The following is a 15,633-nucleotide window of genomic DNA, read 5'->3' as shown; positions in this document are numbered from 1 at the left end:
CCTAGAGGGGGCGACGGTTTTGGGTGGAGAGCGGAAGGGCAGTCTTTAGCTGTTTATCGTCAGAAGCTGCCCATCGGCTTAGTGGGGGACCACGCCCAGCTCAACACCGGTTTTGTCATGCAGTGCGAAGCGATCTACAATGTCTGCACTGGCGCGGTTGTAGCCGACCACCTCGACTGAACGACCGTCTCGGCGCAACCGTGCTACGATCTTGTCGAGTGCGCCGACACCGGAAATATCCCAGAAGTGCGCATCGGCGACATCGATACGCACCTTCTCTGCGGTGTCCTCTGCGTTGAACGCGCGCCTGAACCGCTCCACGGATGCGAAGAAGATCTCACCCCTGACACGATAGGTCGCCTGTGCGCCATCGACCGATACTTCGCGCTGGACAGAGAACATGCGCTGCACCTTGCTGGCGAAGAAGATGCCGGAGAGCAGCACACCGGCCAGTACTCCGAGCGACAGATCATGTGTGGCGACGACCACTATTACGGTGGTCAGCATAACGACCGACGAGGTGGGCGGATGTCGGCGCAGGTTTGGAATCGAGTTCCAGCTGAACGTCCCAATCGACACCATGACCATTACGGCGACCAGAGCAGGCATCGGCACGCGACCGACATAAGGTCCTAGCACCGCCAGCAAGAAGAGGAGAAACGCGCCAGCGACGAAGGTCGACAGCCTACTGCGGCCGCCCGAGGTTACGTTGATCACCGACTGGCCGATCATCGCGCAGCCGCCCATGCCGCCGAACAGAGCCGCAACAATGTTAGCACCGCCCTGCCCGGCGCATTCCTGCCGCTTGTCGCTGTCAGTGTCCGTCATATCGTCGACGATCTGCGCAGTGAGAAGCGACTCCAGCAGTCCGACCGCTGCCATCGTAAGCGAATACGGCAGGATGATCCGCAGCGTGTCCATTGTCAGAGGGACGTTGGGCAGGACCAGGCTGGGCAGACCCTCTGGCAGCTTACCCATGTCGCCCACAGTATTGACCGGGAGACCCAGACCAATGCTAATCGCGCTCAGCACCAGAATTGCGACCAGCGGCGAAGGAATCGCCTTTGTGATGCGGGGGAACCCGTAGATGATCGCAAGGCCGCCAGCCACCATCGCGTAGGTCTCCCATCCGACATTGGTAAGTTGCGGAAGCTGAGCCATGAAGATCAGGATGGCGAGCGCGTTAACGAATCCGGTAATGACCGAGCGCGACACGAACTGCATGACAAGATCTAGCCGCAATAGACCAGCGATGATCTGAATGACGCCCATCAGGATGGTGGCGGCGAACAGATACTCGACACCGTGATCCCGCACGAGTGGCACGACAAGGACTGCGACGGCTGCTGTAGCTGCCGAAATCATCCCCGGTCGACCGCCTATGAGAGCGATGGTCATCGCAATGGCGACAGAAGCATACAGACCGACACGCGGATCGACGCCCGCGATGATGGAGAAGCCGATCGCCTCAGGGATAAGCGCGAGCGCGACGACGATGCCTGCCAGGATGTCACGGCGGGCGGCGATACCGTCAGTGAACCAATGGCGACGGTAAGTAGTAAGATCTAATGTCATTGAAAATCCACAACAGGGCACGAGCGCTGAACAGCGCATAAGGAGCAGTGCATGTTGTTATCCGGCGGATCAGCGGCCGGAATAGCCACCCGGACTTTCACCGGGTCCTTGCGAATGCGAGCCCTATAGAGGGTGCACCTGGGTGAATCAACAAGCCTGCAGTGTGTCGGCTATCCGAAAGTATGCGTGAAGCTCTAGCGACCGAATGTGGTCGAAACGGGTCGCTTCCCCCCTAACCAAGCGGTGCGCTCGCCCAGTGGCGCAGCCGCGCATAGAGTGCCGCGATCACCGCCGCGAAGATCAGCAGCGCGGCGGGCACGGCCCACTCATTTTCCGCCATCAGTGCAAGCGGGGCGTCGCTGTTCGTCGCCGCTACGATGCCGGCGAAGGCGACGCCGAACAGGCTTTCGCCCACGATGAAGCCGGTCGCCATCAGGACGCCCATGCGTTCGGCGAAGTCGGGGTTGGATTGGCGGCGCGCCCAGCGATTGTAGAGGTGGCCGATCACCGCGCCGACCGGGATCAGCAGGGTTAGCGCCATCGGCAGGTAAATGCCCATGCCGACCGCGAGCGGGGGCAGGCGGAGCTTGCCTGCCTTGCCGAGCAGTTCATCGATGGCGACGACCACGGCGCCGATCAGCGCGCCGGTGCCGATCAGGCCCCAATCGAGATCGCCGCCCAGCACGCCCTTTGCCAGTGCCGAGATGAGCGCGGCCTGGGGCGCGGGCAGGGCGGTTGCTTTGGCCCCCGGCGCGCCTGCGAAGCCGAAGGCGCTGTTGAGGAGATCGAGCACTGGCGGAATGACGAGCGCGCCGAAGATGACGCCGAGGACCAGTGCGACCTGCTGCTTCCAGGGGGTCGCGCCGACCAGCTGGCCGGTCTTCAGATCCTGAAGATTGTCGTTGGAGATGGTGGCGATGCCGAACACGATGGCGGTGACGAACAGGGCATAGGCGATGAGCGCCTGGCTTTGTTTCGGATCGCCGCCCGAGCCGTAGATGGCAGCGAGGATCAGGGAGGCGCCCAGCACGGCGAGGATGCCGACGCCGGAGATCGGGCTGTTCGACGCGCCGATCAGGCCCGCCATATAGCCGCAGACCGACGCGATGACGATGCCCGCGACGAGGATATAGGCGAGCGTCAGGATGAGGATCGGCACCGGATTGGCCGCGATCGGCCCGCCCTGTGCGAAATACCAGAGCAGCACCGCGATCGGCGCGAGGGAGGCGAGGATGGTGCCGCCGACGATGCCGATCGGCAGGTCGCGCTCGGTGAGTTCGAGCAGGGCGCCTTCGCCAGCCTTGCGCCGTTGCGCTGCTGCGATGGCGGAGCGGATGCCGCTGATGATCGGTCCCAATATCTTGAGCAGGGTCCAGATCGCCGCGACGCCGATGGTGCCCGCGCCGATGAAGCGCGCTTTCATGCGGAAGGTGGTGCCGACAACCTCGGCGATGTCGGCTCCCGCTGGCAGGGGCGCGGTGAGCCAGGGGACGAGGCCGACCCAGCTGATCAGCAGGCCGACGAACATCGCGACGCCGACCGACAGGCCGACGAGGTGGCCGACGCCGATCAGCGCCATGGAAAAGCTGGTCGAGACAGATGTCGCGCCTGCACCGAATTTGAAGAAGGTAGCGGCCTCTTCGGCGATCAGCTTCGTCTTTGCGGTGATGGAGAAGGCGGCGGCGGCGAGGGCGCTTATAAGGATGGCGGAGAGGCCGCGCTTATTCTCTTCCAATCCTTCGCGGGAGCCTGCGCCCACTTTAAGCACTTCGGCGGCGGCGACGCCTTCGGGATAGGGAAGGTCGGAGCCGGTAACGAGCGCGCGGCGGAGCGGGACGGAATACATGACGCCCAATATGCCGCCCAGCGCGATGGTGAAGGCGGACAGCCAATAGGGAAAGCCGTGCCACCAGCCGATGATCACGAGGCCGGGCAGGACAAAGATGATCGCCGAGAGCGTGCCCGCCGCCGACGCGATCGTCTGGACGATGTTGTTTTCTAGGATCGTTCCGGTCGCGAACAGGCGCAGCACCGCCATGGAGATGACGGCGGCGGGAATGGAGGTCGCGAAGGTAAGGCCGATCTTCAGCCCCAGATAGACGTTGGCCGCGGTGAACAGCAGCGTGATGAGCGCACCCAGAATGACGCCGCGAAGGGTCAGTTCCGCCATGGGAGCGGGCATGGGCAGGGCCTTGGCCGAATCAGTGGTCACCAGCATCGTCCCCCTTTGGGTATGTTTTACAGATGTATGGTAATAATGTTGCTGGGCCGTGGATCAATTGGAAAGTGATGCCGAACGCGATGCCGGTGCCGCCGCCATCTCCATCCGGTCGAGCCAGCCATCGACCAACCTGTTCCAGCGGCTGTATCCGCGCGGGTTCATGTGCAGCCCGTCCGGGCCGAACAGCGATGCGTCGGGCAGGCCGTCATGGGCGAGCAAACTGCTGCCGACGTCGAGATATTCAAAACCGCTGACCCGGCTACGCGCCGCCACGGTCATGTTGACCGCCGCCATCTTTGGCCAGAGCGTCCATCGGATGGGCGAGGGTTTGAGCGACAGATAGGCGATGCGCGCCTTGGGATAATCGGCGCGCAACTTCTTCAGCAGCGTCAATATGTTGCGCGCGACGGTGTCGGGGGTGGCTCCGGCTGCGAGGTCGTTCTCGCCGATATAGACGAGTACCGATCGGGGCGCGGCTTTGGGGAAGAGCCGGGCATAGTGGCGCAGGACGTCGGGCGTCGTCGCACCGCCGAAACCGCGATTGACGGTGCTTCGGTCAGGGAAGCCCGCGTTTGTGTCCCACAGCCTGATGCTGGAACTGCCGAGGAAGAGGACGGCGCCGGGCGCGCCGCTGTCTCTCTCATTCGCCTTGGCGAAGGCGGCGACTTCATTGGCGAAGGGGAAGGTCGGATCGGCATTGATCCGGGGTTCCGGTGCGGGGCGCTCGGTAGGTGCCTGCGCAGCCGCGAGTCCGGCGAGGCCGGGCAGCAGCGCGAGGGCGGCCGCGACCCGCCACCATGCCCGTGCGCGGGACGGCGCCTTAATGGCGATGGAGCGGGCGCAGCTGATATTTGCCGTTGGCATAGGTCCCGAACATCCCCGCGATCGCCGGATGATCCACCGGCTCCCCGCTGTCGTCGGCCATCAGATTCTGCTGGCTTACATAAGCGACATAGCTGGTTTCGCCATTTTCGGCGAGCAGATGATAGAAGGGCTGATGCTTGTCCGGCCGGGATTGTTCGGGAATCGCCTGATACCATTCCTCGCTGTTGGCGAAGACGGGATCGATGTCGAACACCACGCCACGGAAGGCGAAAAGGCGATGCTTTACGACATCGCCGATGCTGAAATGCGCGTGGACAACAGGTGGCGCGCTGACATCGGCGCCGAAGATTGCAGTGGTGTCGGTCATGAAAAGCAATTTAGGGTGCTTGCTGAGTCTTACAAGAAAAATACGGTGCGGGCCGCTTGGCAAGCCGGTCATCATTCGCTAATGGCCGCCGCTCGACCGGGACGGCACATGCTGGACCTTCTGCGGAGAGGTGGCAGAGTGGTCGAATGCACCGCACTCGAAATGCGGCGTGCCGGAAACGGTACCGAGGGTTCGAATCCCTCCCTCTCCGCCAACCTTTCTTAAAGCCGCCGGAAACTCTCAAATCCCTTGATCTAAGGGATTTGTCGCGGCATTTCTGCTACAAAATCTGCTACAAATGGTTGAGAGGCAATGGGCGCAGCCAGCCAGTTCAAAGCGGTCAAGGGCCACAGGTATCTTTATCGACGCGGATCGCGATATTATTTTCGCAGGTTCGTGCCGCCATCCATGCGCGCAGCCTTCGAGGGCAGGGCGGAGGTGCAAATCACTTTGGGCGATGTGTCGCTTGCCAAGGCGCGTCAATTGCTGGCGAAAGCACTAGAAGTCTTTGAAAGCACGTTGGAACCGGCGACAGTCGGCATTTCGCCTCTACCTGATCTGATGCCAGTTCCTTCAAAAGACGAGGTGGATGCGGCGGTTCGCGAATGGTGGAAAGAGCGAACGGATAAGGATTTGCTTCCTGATTTTGCCGACAATGATGGGTTTGACACCGCGAAGAAGCACATTCTTGAATTGGAGGCTGTGGCGACAGACATTCAACGAGGCATAGCATTTGGTGCCGCATCGCCAGCACTCGGCACAGAATGGATAGCCGAGGCGCTCGCTGAACGACATGAATGGCGAATAGACGCTGGCAGCCCGATACAGCGGCACTTAGCGCGGGCGATAGGTCGGGGTCAGATGGAATGGGCGCGGCAGCGCATCCAAGACATCAAAGGCGAACCCCGGACAAGCGGGGATGCTTTCTTTGCACCGGACCAATATCGCCTCGACAGCCATCGAGAACAGCAGCGAGCAGATGCCAAGGCGGTTTCGATCCGACAGCTTTTTAGCGGCTATTTGGAAGAGCGTGCCCCCGCACCGGCAACTGCAAAATCCTATCATCGCTTCGTTGAAGCCCTGATTACGTTCGTGGGGCATGATGACGCCCTTAAAATAAAGCCGGAGGATGTGGTCAGATGGAAGGATCATCTGCTGACACAACCGAAATCTGATGGGACGCTGCGTTCGAGCAAAACAGTCAGCGATACATATCTTTCGTCAGTAAAGACGGTTTTCCAATGGGGATTTGAGAACCATCATATCTCCGAAAATCCAGCTAGTCGGGTGCGGGTCCGCGCCCGCCGCACCGTTCAAGTTCGCTCGAAGGGATTTCTGGATAATGAGGCGCGTCTCATCCTTGCCGCTACGTTTCGCGAGCCATCGACGCGCTGGTCGCCGGAACGGAAGTTCGCACATCGCTGGGTGCCTTGGCTTTGTGCCTACACAGGCGCGCGCGTTGACGAGGTAGCGCAACTACGCAGCCAAGATGTTCAGAAGCATGAGGGCATCTGGTGTATCCTGATTACCCCCGAAGCCGGGTCAACCAAAAATCATGCTGCGCGCCTAGTGCCGCTTCATCCTCATCTCATAGAGAGCGGCTTCGTGGACGAAGTAGCGAAGCGCAAGGGCAATCTCTTTTTTGATCCCAGTCAGCATCGCGGTGGGAGCAACGCTCATCGGCAAAGTAAGAAAGTGGGCCAGCGGCTATGTGATTGGGTGCGGGAACTCGGCATTGAAGGCGTCGCACCAAATCATGGATGGCGTCATCGGTTCAAGACGCAGGCGAGGTTTGTGGACATGGACCGTGAAATGCGCGACGCCATACAGGGCCACGCTCCGAAGACCGAGGGTGAGGCGTATGGCGATTTCCCGGTGCGCGCACTGATGCGCGAAATTGAAAAGCTGCCCCGCTATGAGATCGCATAGCAATCAGGCGCGACGATTGCAGTTTCATGGTCATCGGGGCGATACGCTGACCTCCCTTAGCCAAACGATGCAGCCCATCCCTGTTTGGTTTTCACGGCGCGGGCTGGATCGGTAACGAACGAACTAATCTGTTGAAGGACCAACAGTCGCTTGTCTGCCGTGAGGAGGGTGAAGTTGATCTCGATAAATGAGGCGAGATCAATGAACTGAAACGGCATCCCTCGATGTGTGACCACGCCATCATCCACTGGCAGCGAAGCGCAGTCTGCCGGGATGCGACAAATGAAGGTGATAGGAGTAGTGGGCACCCCCAACTTAGAAAACGCATCGACTGCTGCATCGAGACGATTTTCATCAACCTTCTTGCAGGTTACTTCATAGAGATTTCCGAAGTTTCCGGTCGCAAGAGTTTCCCACAAGTCCGCAGGCTTGTTTGATGTGGTGTTGGTTCCGAACACGCTCGCATCCACGCCTTGAAGCGGAGAAAAGTCCGCGTCCGAACTGCGTGCCGCCGCTATTATTGTGCCGACGACGAATTGCGGCATTGAGCCACCTTCAGGGTAGGCCAGCGCAAACTTCGCCAGCCGCTTTCCAAGTGTGATCGGCGGGATTTCATCAATGGGCGCGAGTTCTACATCATGGGCGGCAACCTCATCAGCATAGCGGACGAGCCGCTGAATGAAGATCATTATAAGATCATCACGATGGGAGGGGTCGGCCCAATGGCGGTTAATCATGCGGATATATTCGACGGCGGCGCGGGCCGCGCTTTCGGGCTTGCGGCCTTCTGCCCACTTTTCGTCAAGCACCTGGACATTTTTCGCCACGTTCAATGGCGCGCTGCCGCTGCTGGGGATGCGGAAATGGCGCAGCACTGGGCGGATGCCACGTTCATAAACACCGCGCGGATTGATCGAACTGAACTCCGTCCCGGTGTTGATGTCTTCGCGAACCAACTTACCCATAATGGCGGTTAGGGTCACGCCCCGGAACCCATCCGTCGCGATGGGGATCATCTGTTCCAGAACCTTGCGTTCATGCTTGTAACGGTCCCCTGCGGGACCATCCCCGGATACCGCTCGTTCGATATACGTTTGCAACGTCGCACTTACGAACTTGTCCCGCTCCGCAGGTTTCACGCTTTATGCCCCTATAAACTTTCGGACGGCCTACATGCTCGATCTGGCCCGGACTGTCACGACCTTGGTTGATGTGGTGCGTATTGCTCGGTATGTCACGGCTCAAAGGGAGTTCATGATGACAGCGCCAACCGCAGTATCATTGTTCACGGGTGCGGGCGGCTTGGATGTCGGTTTCGGTCAGGCTGGTTTTGAAACAGTCTGGGCGAATGACCTCAATCCCGATGCTTGCGCCACGTTCGAGGCTAATCATGGACCGGGCATCATTCGTTGCGGTGACTTGCAATCCTATTTTGGGGAAATCAAAGCGTTAAGCGCGCCGGATGTCCTTATAGGCGGCCCACCCTGCCAAGGGTTTAGTGTGGCAGGCTATATGGACATGAATGATCCGAGGTCGGAACTGGTGTTCAGCTACATGAAAGTGCTGAAGCGGCTGAAGCCTCGGTCGTTCGTGCTTGAAAACGTCAAGGCACTGGCTGCGCTGGCGAAGTTTCGGCCCATCCGCGAACGGTTGATCCGTGAGGCTGAAAAATTGGGCTATGATGTTCGGTTGATCGTTGTCCGCGCCACAGATTATGGTGTCCCGCAAGCGCGCGAACGTATGCTCATTGTCGGGTTTCAAGATCATCGTGCCGACGACTTCGTTGCGCATTTGGCTACGCAACGCCAGCCAGCGCCGTCGCTCCGCGACGCCATCGGGCATCTCGGACGGGCTGGCAGCCCCACCAATCCTCGCATTTGCAAGGCGAAGATCACGATAGCGGCCCGACCCGTTCTCCGTTCGTCACCATATGCTGGGATGTTGTTTAACGGCCAAGGCCGCCCCCTTGATCCAGATGGCTATGCATCGACCTTGCCTGCCTCCATGGGTGGGAACCGCACGCCGATCATTGATGAAGAGCATCTGTATGGCGACGGAACCGCTTGGGTCGAACAATATCATTCAAGGCTCATGCAGGGTGGAAAATCGCTTATAGGGCAAGTAGCCCCTTCGCGCCTGCGTCGATTAACTCTTGATGAGGCGGCGACCATCCAGACATTCCCGGAAGATTATGAGTTTGTCGGGCGCACATCTTCCATCTTCACGCAGATCGGAAATGCAGTTCCCTGCGAATTGGGACGAAGAGTAGCCTGTTCCGTGAGGGCAGTCCTTGATGGCTATCGGTCAAACCATGTGCATGATGATGCGCGATTGGTCGCCTGAAATAGCCATCCGACTATTCGCTATGAGATGACAGGCGTGTGCGGTTTCATATGGCCCTGCCCATGTGAAACGTCACGATACCCTGCCGATCCCGTCCCACTGAAGTGCGCGGTTGGTCAGTGAGACATCGTCTCGCAAAGTCTGGGGGCGAGTGACGCAATCAGGTCTCACGCTCGGAAGCACACGTCGCTGGCGCTTTCAGATTGAACCACGTAGACCTGCCAGATGACGACAAGTGGCTCCTTGGAGATGGCATGGCGACGACGAACGTAGTGAACCTCGATGCTCTCATTAAGCGTGCAGATTTGGCCACGCGAGGAGAGGATGGAGAAGACATCACTTCGTTATCAGTGGCGGGATTAGAACCGCGCGGCTTCCTATATCCGGCCCTCCGCAAACCTGATTTTCAGCGTGAGACCGCAGGCTGGTCGCCAGAGCAAGTAGCCGACCTAATCAGCACGTTTGTGCGCCGTGACCTTATTCCGGCAGTCATTTTATGGCGGGCCGGTCAGAATGTTTTCGTGATCGACGGTGCACACCGTCTTAGCGCACTTATCGCATGGGTTCATAATGACTATGGGGATGGCACGGTCTCCCGTGCCTATTTCCACGACTTTATATCAGACGAGCAAAGGCGCGCTGCTACTAAGACGCGCGATTTAGTGGCAGCGGCTGTCGGTTCTTATGAGGATCACAAGATCGCGATAGATTATCCCGACAACGCAAGAGCGGATATTGCGGCGCGCGCCCAACGCATTGGCTGGCAAGACATACAGGCGCAATGGATCAGGAACGCCGATCACCATAAGGCTGAAACATCCTTCTTCCGTATCAATCAGGGCGGCACGAAGATCGACCCTGTTGAGCAGCGTATTTTGAAGGCACGTCGATCACCGACGGCGCTGGCGGCACGGGCGGTCACTCGCGGAGGGACAGGTAACAAATACTGGAACAACTTCTCGGAAGATCGGCAGGCTGCAATTTCTGCTTTGGGCAAAGAGATATACGACCTGTTGTTTGAACCGTCGCTGATCCAGCCCATCAAAACGCTAGATTTACCCGTTGGGGGTGCGGGATACGGGCAGAAGGTTCTTCCCTTTGTCTTCGACCTTATCAACAACATAAATCGGTCGCCCGCAGCAGATGCGACCAACAAGCGGGTTAAGAAAGAGGATTTCGTAGCGGATGAAGATGGAGAGCAGACCGTCGCTTATTTGACGGAGACGAGGCGGACTATCTGGAGATTGTGTTCAAATCACCCGTCGTCTCTTGGGCTGCATCCTGCTTTGTATTTCTATGCGAGGAGTGGAGTGTTTCAGCCGTCGGCTCTATTAGCGTTCATTGATCTGTTTAGAGACTGGAAAACTGAAGATTTTCTGCGCCTTACAAACGTGCGGGCGCAGTTTGAGGACTTTTTGCTATCCAACCGAGGCATAACGGAGGCTGTGCGTCGGCTGGGAAGCGGATCGCGTAGCCGACCCCGGATAGTGGCCCTATACCGGCGTGTTATCGCCGACCTTCAGAGCGGTCTAACAATCGCCGACCTTGCTAAGGCGCTTTCGGATGATCCAGCCTTCGACTTTTTGATTTCGATCCCGGAAGAGATGCTAGAACTAGGCGACGGCTCATTTTCGCGAGAAATGAAAGGGGCGGCCTACTTGCAAGGGGCGTTGCCTGCGTCACTTAAATGCCCGACCTGCGGCGGTCTTATCCACCGAAATGGTATGCAGGTAGGCCATGTCCAGCCCAAACGCGAAGGCGGGCCGGGCGTTCTAAGCAATTCGCAAATGCAACATCCCTTTTGTAACAGCACCGTCGCCAACTAAATTGTTCATGCCCGACGTAGGTAACCCGTGACCAACGATTAGCCTTTCGTTATATTCCTCGCAGAAATAATGCAAGGAAAACAAGATGTTGGTTGGGTATGCGCGCACTTCCACGACAGATCAGGTCGCGGGCCTAGACGCGCAAATTGACCTGCTTCGTGCAACGGGTTGCACCAAGATTTTTTCTGAACAGGTTTCGTCTGTCACTGTGGCAAAGCGCGAGCAACTGGCGGCTGTGCTCGATTTTTGCAGGGAGGGAGATACTCTCGTTGCCTGTAAGATCGACCGCCTCGCACGCTCAACTTTGCACCTATTGGAAATCGTGGATTTGTTGGAGCGCAAGTGCGTCGCTCTCCGAGTGCTGGATTTTGCGGGCAGCGAACTGGATACCAAATCGCCCTCCGGTCGTATGCTGCTGACGATGTTCGGCGCGTTTGCCGAGTTCGAGCGCGCGACGCTGTTAGAGAGGCAGGTCATCGGCATTGCGCGAGCCAAAGCTGCGGGGCGGTATAAGGGAAGAGCGCCCACGGCTCGACGGCTATCGGGGCAGGTAAAGGAACTGCGTGCGTCCGGCATGGGCACGGCGGCGATAGCAAAGCAACTAGGGATCAGCCGCAGTTCGGCCTACCGCATCCTTGCTGATGTTCCAGCCGCATGAGTAGCCCGGACATCTCCGAACTGTTCGCCGGTTTGACGGCCCTCATTGAAGATATGCACGGCATCGTGATGGAGGGGCGGGGTGCGGACCTGACGGTGGACATGGCGCGCGGCCTCGCAGGCCATGTCCGAACGGGGCTGTCGAGAGGCGAACAGATGGTGAAATCCATCGAAGCTGCTCTGCCATGAGCGAGTTCCCCGGCAGGCCCGGTCAGCGATGGTATAATGGCGCGAACCCGGCGCAGCGGGCATGGAAGCTGCGGATGGTCAAAGCTGCTCTGGCATCCGGTCAGATCGCTCCATCACACACTTGCTCGGTCTGCGCGCGGACCTTCCCTCATGCGGTCGGGATGCACAGTGAAGATTACGCGGACAGATTAGCGGTTTATGCGGTTTGTCGCCCGTGCCACTTTGCGATCCATATCAGGTTTCTCCGCCCGGACTACTGGCGCGGCTATGTCGCCCGGCTGCATCCAAACGGATGGTTCCAGCGCCTGTCGCTTGATCCCGCCACGCTCACCCGGCCATTCCGGGAAAGTTATCCGAACGGCTTGCCGGGTTAAGCGGCTTGCGTTCGCGGCAACATCGACGCCGACATATGCAAGGCGTCAGTGATAAGGGCTTCCCGTCGCTGACGATGCAACACGGTTGCTCCGTCTGGAATAGCGTCGGTCACATCTTCGCGCGCGCCAAGAAGGCAGGCCAAGATGACGGCCTGCAATGCCGACATGCGGTTCTCCGGGCGCGCATCGTGATAAAACCGCAGGCAGGCCAGTTCGGCCAGTTGGGCTTGCACCCACCGATCTCCGGTTCGCCACATCGGATAAGACCGCTGCCAGTGAAGCAGCCGCTGATGTGCCTTCTCAATGCCGACGAGTGTCACGGGTCGTGACGGTTCCCAGTCGGCGATCTGAAATGCATGTTGTCGTGTAGCATCCGGTGCCCAGTTCAACCGATGCCTCATGTGCGTGCCAACCTGCTTGGCGAATTGCACGCCGTCCGAGTGCAGGAAGCAACCCACGTCCCGCATCCTTATCTCCAGTGCCCCGGCTTCGGGCTGCGCAGCCTGCTCCCGTAGGCGTTCTGCTCTCGACCGTGTCTCCTCCTCTACTGATCCGAGGATCAGCAGATTATCGGCATACGTCACCACTTTGCCGATGTCGGCATCGGCCAGCAGTTTGCCGATGATGATTTCGCCGATGATGGGGGAGGTGGCGGCACCCATGGGAAGCCCCGCCGAAGCACTGGAGGAAGGAGGAACCCCGCCGAGGGGTCCGCTGCTATCACCACACACCGTAGTATGACACACACGCTCGTCACGGATCACGTTGGCTATGACCGAGGCGGGCAACGGGTGCAGCAGTTCAGCCAGTCGGTCGTGGCGGATCGAGCCGTAGAAGTTGGTGATGTCCAACTCTACCGCATAGATGTCGCCGTCTCGAAAGGCTGCTTCGATGGCCACAAGAGCCTTCGGCATCCCCCCGTGGAACAGGAACTGGTCCGGTCGGGGAGGATGTAAGTTGACCAGCACCTTCGACACCAACCTGTGATGGAGGCGTCGCGCTGGCCCAAAATCCTGAACAATGCGTGGTCTGCCGTTTTTGACCACCGTATGCGCTCTAACACGCTCATGCAGCGGGCCGTATGGATCGCATCTGGCGGCAAGGGCTTTGATGGAGGCAGGCGTGGCGCTGTGCAACCGTTGCAGATCGCGCATGACTTCGTAAGCGTAGAGGGTCGCCAGCCGAGGGCTATGGAGCAAGGTGCGAACGTGGGCGCGGCGACCGCGCGCGTTGAGGGAAGCCAGCTTGCCAAGGGACAGCTTCTCGAACCGCCGCATTTCCTCGACTTTTGCGATAAAGTCCGGGAACCGCTCTCGGAACGCTCTGAAGCCGGAACCTGCCCCGCGCTGTGTTTCCGCCGTGATGGTCATCTTGCGGGCACGATGGCAGCGGCAAGGTTAAAATGACCCTAATCTGGCTCTGGTTCGATAGGTGGAACAGCGCGCCGGGTTATTCAAGCAACGTGGACAACGGCACGCCCAATGCCTGCGCAATGGCTTCCATAACCCTCAGGGTTGGGTTGCGGCCCCCGCGCTGCTCCATCGACACCACATATGTCCTATGCACGTTTGCCTGATGCGCAAGTTCTTCCTGTGAAATCTCTTTCGACCGCCGGACACGGCGGACGTTCGCCCCGAACTTCTCGCAAATGTCCATGGGCCTCTAAGGGCCACTGATCCTTCGGTTTGGCTACATCCTGACAGTATCCATTATGTGACTATGGGTAACGTATTATTTGGTTTTGGTTGGTATTCGCATTTTAGGATTTGCGATTGATAGAGGGAATGAGATGACAGGAACGCCTGCGCTGGGAGAGGACGGTAGCCTCCCCATGAATGAGCAGCAGAAGCTGGCGTGGAAGATCGGCGGCGTGGTGATCGCCGGACTGATGATCGCGGGCGTTGTGTCCTGTTCGAGCGGCAACGATGCCGGTGACGGCACAGGAGGCGGATCGGTTGCATCCGGTACACCGGCGTCCAAGCTGGACCAGCTAGGCAAGAAAGTGGGGCAGGACGCGGTGATGCCGATGACGCGCGCCGATTTCTCGAAGACCTATGCCAAGCTGGGCAAAGTCCAGTTCGATAATGCCAACGCGCTGATGCGCTGGGCTGCGCTCGCGGCGGCGGAGAGCGACAAGTGCGACAAGGTGGAAATGGTGGCCGTGTCTGACGGCGCGACCCGGAAGCGGATAACCTTCTATGCCGATTGTGCCAACGGGGAGCGGTTCATGGTCGATGAGGGGCAGGCCCGCGCCACGCGCGACCGCCTCGACCCCGCTGCCAGTGCTGACGCCCGCAAAAAGGCAGAGGGGCTTCCCGTTGCCGAACCTAAATCGGCACGCTGGGCAAAGTTCAACGAGACCAGCGCCGTGACGGCCTGCGATCTCCTGACCCAGCAGGCCATGCTGGTGCCCGGCTCCTTCAGCACGGGATGGAGCCGCTGGGCCATCGACAAGAATGACGACACCGGCATCGTGACCATCGAGCGCGATTTCAAGTCGGAGAACAGCTACTCGATGAAGATCAACGGGCGTTACCGCTGCATCCTCTACGGCGATGAAGGCCAAGTGAAGAGCCTGTCCATCCGCGAGCCTTCGGGCTGGCGCAAGCTGATCTGATCCCGGAGACCTGATATGTTGTATTTCATCCTCGCCCTTGGCGTGCTGGGCTTCCTGTCAGCCCGTTTCATGCCCGACAACAGCGACCGGACCAAGATGGGTCGTTTGCTGGACGCCGCGACCGATTTCTCTCCGACCTTCAGCGTCGAAGAGATGTATAATGCCCGCATCTTGGCCATGGACACGGAAACCAGCCGATTGGCCTTTGCGGAAGCGGGCCAGCCGCTTCGCCTCTTCCGGTTCGATGAACTGGTGGCGGTAGAAGTCGTTCGCGACGGCATGACCATCGAGAAAACCAACCGGGGATCGCAAGCCGTGGGTGCGGCTGTCGGTGGCGCTCTCCTTGGACCGGCTGGTTTCCTGCTGGGCGGCCTTACAGGATCGAAGAGGCATGAAGGCTCCCTATCCCGGCTGGTGCTGAAAATCACCGTCAATGACCTTCAGCGCCCGATTATCGACATGGTCTTCCTCGACACCAAAGCGAAACTGAAGATGCCGCTGGCCAAGGGTATGAAGCCCATCAAAACTTCCGCCGAAGAACGAATATCGGAATGGTATGGCAGGCTTCGGATCGTGCTGCATGGGCAGCAGAGTTCCCCGGCGGTTCCTCCTTCCGACGCACCGCCGTCTTCTCCCCCGCCGTTCGGTCGTCGGCGTGGGTTATTGGCAAGCTGAAATAGGATGTTCCGGCATGGCCTGCTAGGCTGATC

14 protein-coding genes, 1 tRNA gene and 1 other annotated feature are annotated in these 15,633 nt (G+C 59.2%); of the genes, 8 read left to right on the top strand and 7 right to left on the bottom strand.

Annotated features, from left to right (window positions below; translation table 11 throughout):
* Positions 1-78: 78 nt before the first annotated feature.
* The 4 genes from ACZ5TH_RS09990 to hspQ all read right to left on the bottom strand — a co-directional run bounded on the left by ACZ5TH_RS09990 (position 79) and on the right by hspQ (position 4,988).
* Complete coding sequence (locus ACZ5TH_RS09990; RefSeq protein ID WP_460986855.1) at positions 79-1,575, bottom strand: SulP family inorganic anion transporter; 1,497 nt, start codon at positions 1,573-1,575, stop codon at positions 79-81.
* A gap of 55 nt (positions 1,576-1,630) precedes the next feature.
* Positions 1,631-1,686 (bottom strand) — a sequence feature (sul1 is cis-regulatory element that is thought to sense ions involved in sulfur or methionine metabolism; They are found in Alphaproteobacteria).
* Positions 1,687-1,807: 121 nt separating this feature from the next.
* On the bottom strand, positions 1,808-3,745 hold the full coding sequence (locus ACZ5TH_RS09985) for an OPT family oligopeptide transporter (protein ID WP_464795092.1): 1,938 nt from the start codon (positions 3,743-3,745) through the stop codon (positions 1,808-1,810).
* 105 nt (positions 3,746-3,850) lie between these two features.
* On the bottom strand, positions 3,851-4,660 hold the full coding sequence (locus ACZ5TH_RS09980; RefSeq protein ID WP_464793802.1) for a GDSL-type esterase/lipase family protein: 810 nt from the start codon (positions 4,658-4,660) through the stop codon (positions 3,851-3,853).
* Positions 4,617-4,988: a heat shock protein HspQ gene (gene hspQ, locus ACZ5TH_RS09975; RefSeq protein WP_196224676.1), complete on the bottom strand. Its 372-nt coding sequence runs from the start codon at positions 4,986-4,988 to the stop codon at positions 4,617-4,619. Before hspQ ends, ACZ5TH_RS09980 begins: the two co-directional genes overlap by 44 nt.
* Before the next feature lie 124 nt (positions 4,989-5,112).
* On the opposite strand from hspQ, the gene ACZ5TH_RS09970 reads away from it, so the two are divergent.
* Positions 5,113-5,202 (top strand) — tRNA-Ser (locus tag ACZ5TH_RS09970).
* A gap of 194 nt (positions 5,203-5,396) precedes the next feature.
* A complete protein-coding gene (locus tag ACZ5TH_RS09965) occupies positions 5,397-6,917 on the top strand; it encodes a site-specific integrase (protein WP_464793801.1) in 1,521 nt (506 codons plus the stop codon).
* Between the two features lie 56 nt (positions 6,918-6,973).
* Here ACZ5TH_RS09965 and ACZ5TH_RS09960 read toward each other — a convergent pair whose 3' ends face one another.
* The gene (locus tag ACZ5TH_RS09960; protein WP_464793800.1) at positions 6,974-8,056 is read right to left on the bottom strand and encodes a hypothetical protein; all 1,083 of its coding nucleotides are present in this window, start codon (positions 8,054-8,056) and stop codon (positions 6,974-6,976) included.
* A 34-nt stretch (positions 8,057-8,090) separates the two neighbouring features.
* Here ACZ5TH_RS09960 and ACZ5TH_RS09955 point away from each other — a divergent pair, with 34 nt between their 5' ends.
* From ACZ5TH_RS09955 to ACZ5TH_RS09940, 4 genes are all read left to right on the top strand, one after another.
* On the top strand, positions 8,091-9,260 hold the full coding sequence (locus tag ACZ5TH_RS09955) for a DNA cytosine methyltransferase (RefSeq protein ID WP_464793799.1): 1,170 nt from the start codon (positions 8,091-8,093) through the stop codon (positions 9,258-9,260).
* A 254-nt stretch (positions 9,261-9,514) separates the two neighbouring features.
* Positions 9,515-11,086 carry an HNH endonuclease family protein gene (locus tag ACZ5TH_RS09950; protein ID WP_464793798.1) on the top strand — a complete coding sequence of 524 codons (1,572 nt, stop codon included), beginning with the start codon at positions 9,515-9,517 and terminating at the stop codon, positions 11,084-11,086.
* An 85-nt stretch (positions 11,087-11,171) separates the two neighbouring features.
* On the top strand, positions 11,172-11,744 hold the full coding sequence (locus ACZ5TH_RS09945) for a recombinase family protein (RefSeq protein WP_464793797.1): 573 nt from the start codon (positions 11,172-11,174) through the stop codon (positions 11,742-11,744).
* Positions 11,741-11,932, top strand: coding sequence for a hypothetical protein (locus ACZ5TH_RS09940; protein ID WP_464793796.1), 192 nt, complete (start codon positions 11,741-11,743; stop codon positions 11,930-11,932). Before ACZ5TH_RS09945 ends, ACZ5TH_RS09940 begins: the two co-directional genes overlap by 4 nt.
* Positions 11,933-12,302: 370 nt before the next feature.
* Here the strand turns inward: ACZ5TH_RS09940 and ACZ5TH_RS09935 are convergent, their stop codons facing one another.
* On the bottom strand, positions 12,303-13,676 hold the full coding sequence (locus ACZ5TH_RS09935) for a reverse transcriptase domain-containing protein (protein WP_464793795.1): 1,374 nt from the start codon (positions 13,674-13,676) through the stop codon (positions 12,303-12,305).
* Between the two features lie 79 nt (positions 13,677-13,755).
* Positions 13,756-13,962: a helix-turn-helix domain-containing protein gene (locus ACZ5TH_RS09930; protein ID WP_464793794.1), complete on the bottom strand. Its 207-nt coding sequence runs from the start codon at positions 13,960-13,962 to the stop codon at positions 13,756-13,758.
* A gap of 133 nt (positions 13,963-14,095) precedes the next feature.
* On the opposite strand from ACZ5TH_RS09930, the gene ACZ5TH_RS09925 reads away from it, so the two are divergent.
* Both ACZ5TH_RS09925 and ACZ5TH_RS09920 read left to right on the top strand, forming a co-directional pair.
* Positions 14,096-14,923, top strand: coding sequence for a hypothetical protein (locus ACZ5TH_RS09925; RefSeq protein WP_464793793.1), 828 nt, complete (start codon positions 14,096-14,098; stop codon positions 14,921-14,923).
* Between the two features lie 15 nt (positions 14,924-14,938).
* Positions 14,939-15,598 carry a hypothetical protein gene (locus tag ACZ5TH_RS09920; protein ID WP_464793792.1) on the top strand — a complete coding sequence of 220 codons (660 nt, stop codon included), beginning with the start codon at positions 14,939-14,941 and terminating at the stop codon, positions 15,596-15,598.
* The last annotated feature ends 35 nt before the right edge of the window (positions 15,599-15,633 follow it).

The sequence above is a fragment of the Sphingobium sp. TomTYG73 genome (genome assembly GCF_055394245.1).
The sequence above is the reverse complement of the archived record's forward strand: the minus strand, read 5'-3'. Positions and strand labels throughout refer to the sequence as shown.

What these genes read in the sequence shown, in the direction of transcription:
- ACZ5TH_RS09940 (WP_464793796.1), top strand. Translation starts at nt 11,741, where the DNA reads ATGAGTAGCCCGGACATCTCCGAACTGTTCGCCGGTTTGACGGCCCTC.
- ACZ5TH_RS09985 (WP_464795092.1), bottom strand. Translation starts at nt 3,745, where the DNA reads ATGGCGGAACTGACCCTTCGCGGCGTCATTCTGGGTGCGCTCATCACG.
- ACZ5TH_RS09980 (WP_464793802.1), bottom strand. Translation starts at nt 4,660, where the DNA reads ATGCCAACGGCAAATATCAGCTGCGCCCGCTCCATCGCCATTAAGGCG.
- ACZ5TH_RS09925 (WP_464793793.1), top strand. Translation starts at nt 14,096, where the DNA reads ATGACAGGAACGCCTGCGCTGGGAGAGGACGGTAGCCTCCCCATGAAT.
- ACZ5TH_RS09935 (WP_464793795.1), bottom strand. Translation starts at nt 13,676, where the DNA reads ATGACCATCACGGCGGAAACACAGCGCGGGGCAGGTTCCGGCTTCAGA.
- ACZ5TH_RS09965 (WP_464793801.1), top strand. Translation starts at nt 5,397, where the DNA reads ATGCGCGCAGCCTTCGAGGGCAGGGCGGAGGTGCAAATCACTTTGGGC.
- ACZ5TH_RS09930 (WP_464793794.1), bottom strand. Translation starts at nt 13,962, where the DNA reads ATGGACATTTGCGAGAAGTTCGGGGCGAACGTCCGCCGTGTCCGGCGG.
- hspQ (WP_196224676.1), bottom strand. Translation starts at nt 4,988, where the DNA reads ATGACCGACACCACTGCAATCTTCGGCGCCGATGTCAGCGCGCCACCT.
- ACZ5TH_RS09955 (WP_464793799.1), top strand. Translation starts at nt 8,091, where the DNA reads ATGCTCGATCTGGCCCGGACTGTCACGACCTTGGTTGATGTGGTGCGT.
- ACZ5TH_RS09945 (WP_464793797.1), top strand. Translation starts at nt 11,172, where the DNA reads ATGTTGGTTGGGTATGCGCGCACTTCCACGACAGATCAGGTCGCGGGC.
- ACZ5TH_RS09920 (WP_464793792.1), top strand. Translation starts at nt 14,939, where the DNA reads ATGTTGTATTTCATCCTCGCCCTTGGCGTGCTGGGCTTCCTGTCAGCC.
- ACZ5TH_RS09990 (WP_460986855.1), bottom strand. Translation starts at nt 1,575, where the DNA reads ATGACATTAGATCTTACTACTTACCGTCGCCATTGGTTCACTGACGGT.
- ACZ5TH_RS09950 (WP_464793798.1), top strand. Translation starts at nt 9,515, where the DNA reads ATGGCGACGACGAACGTAGTGAACCTCGATGCTCTCATTAAGCGTGCA.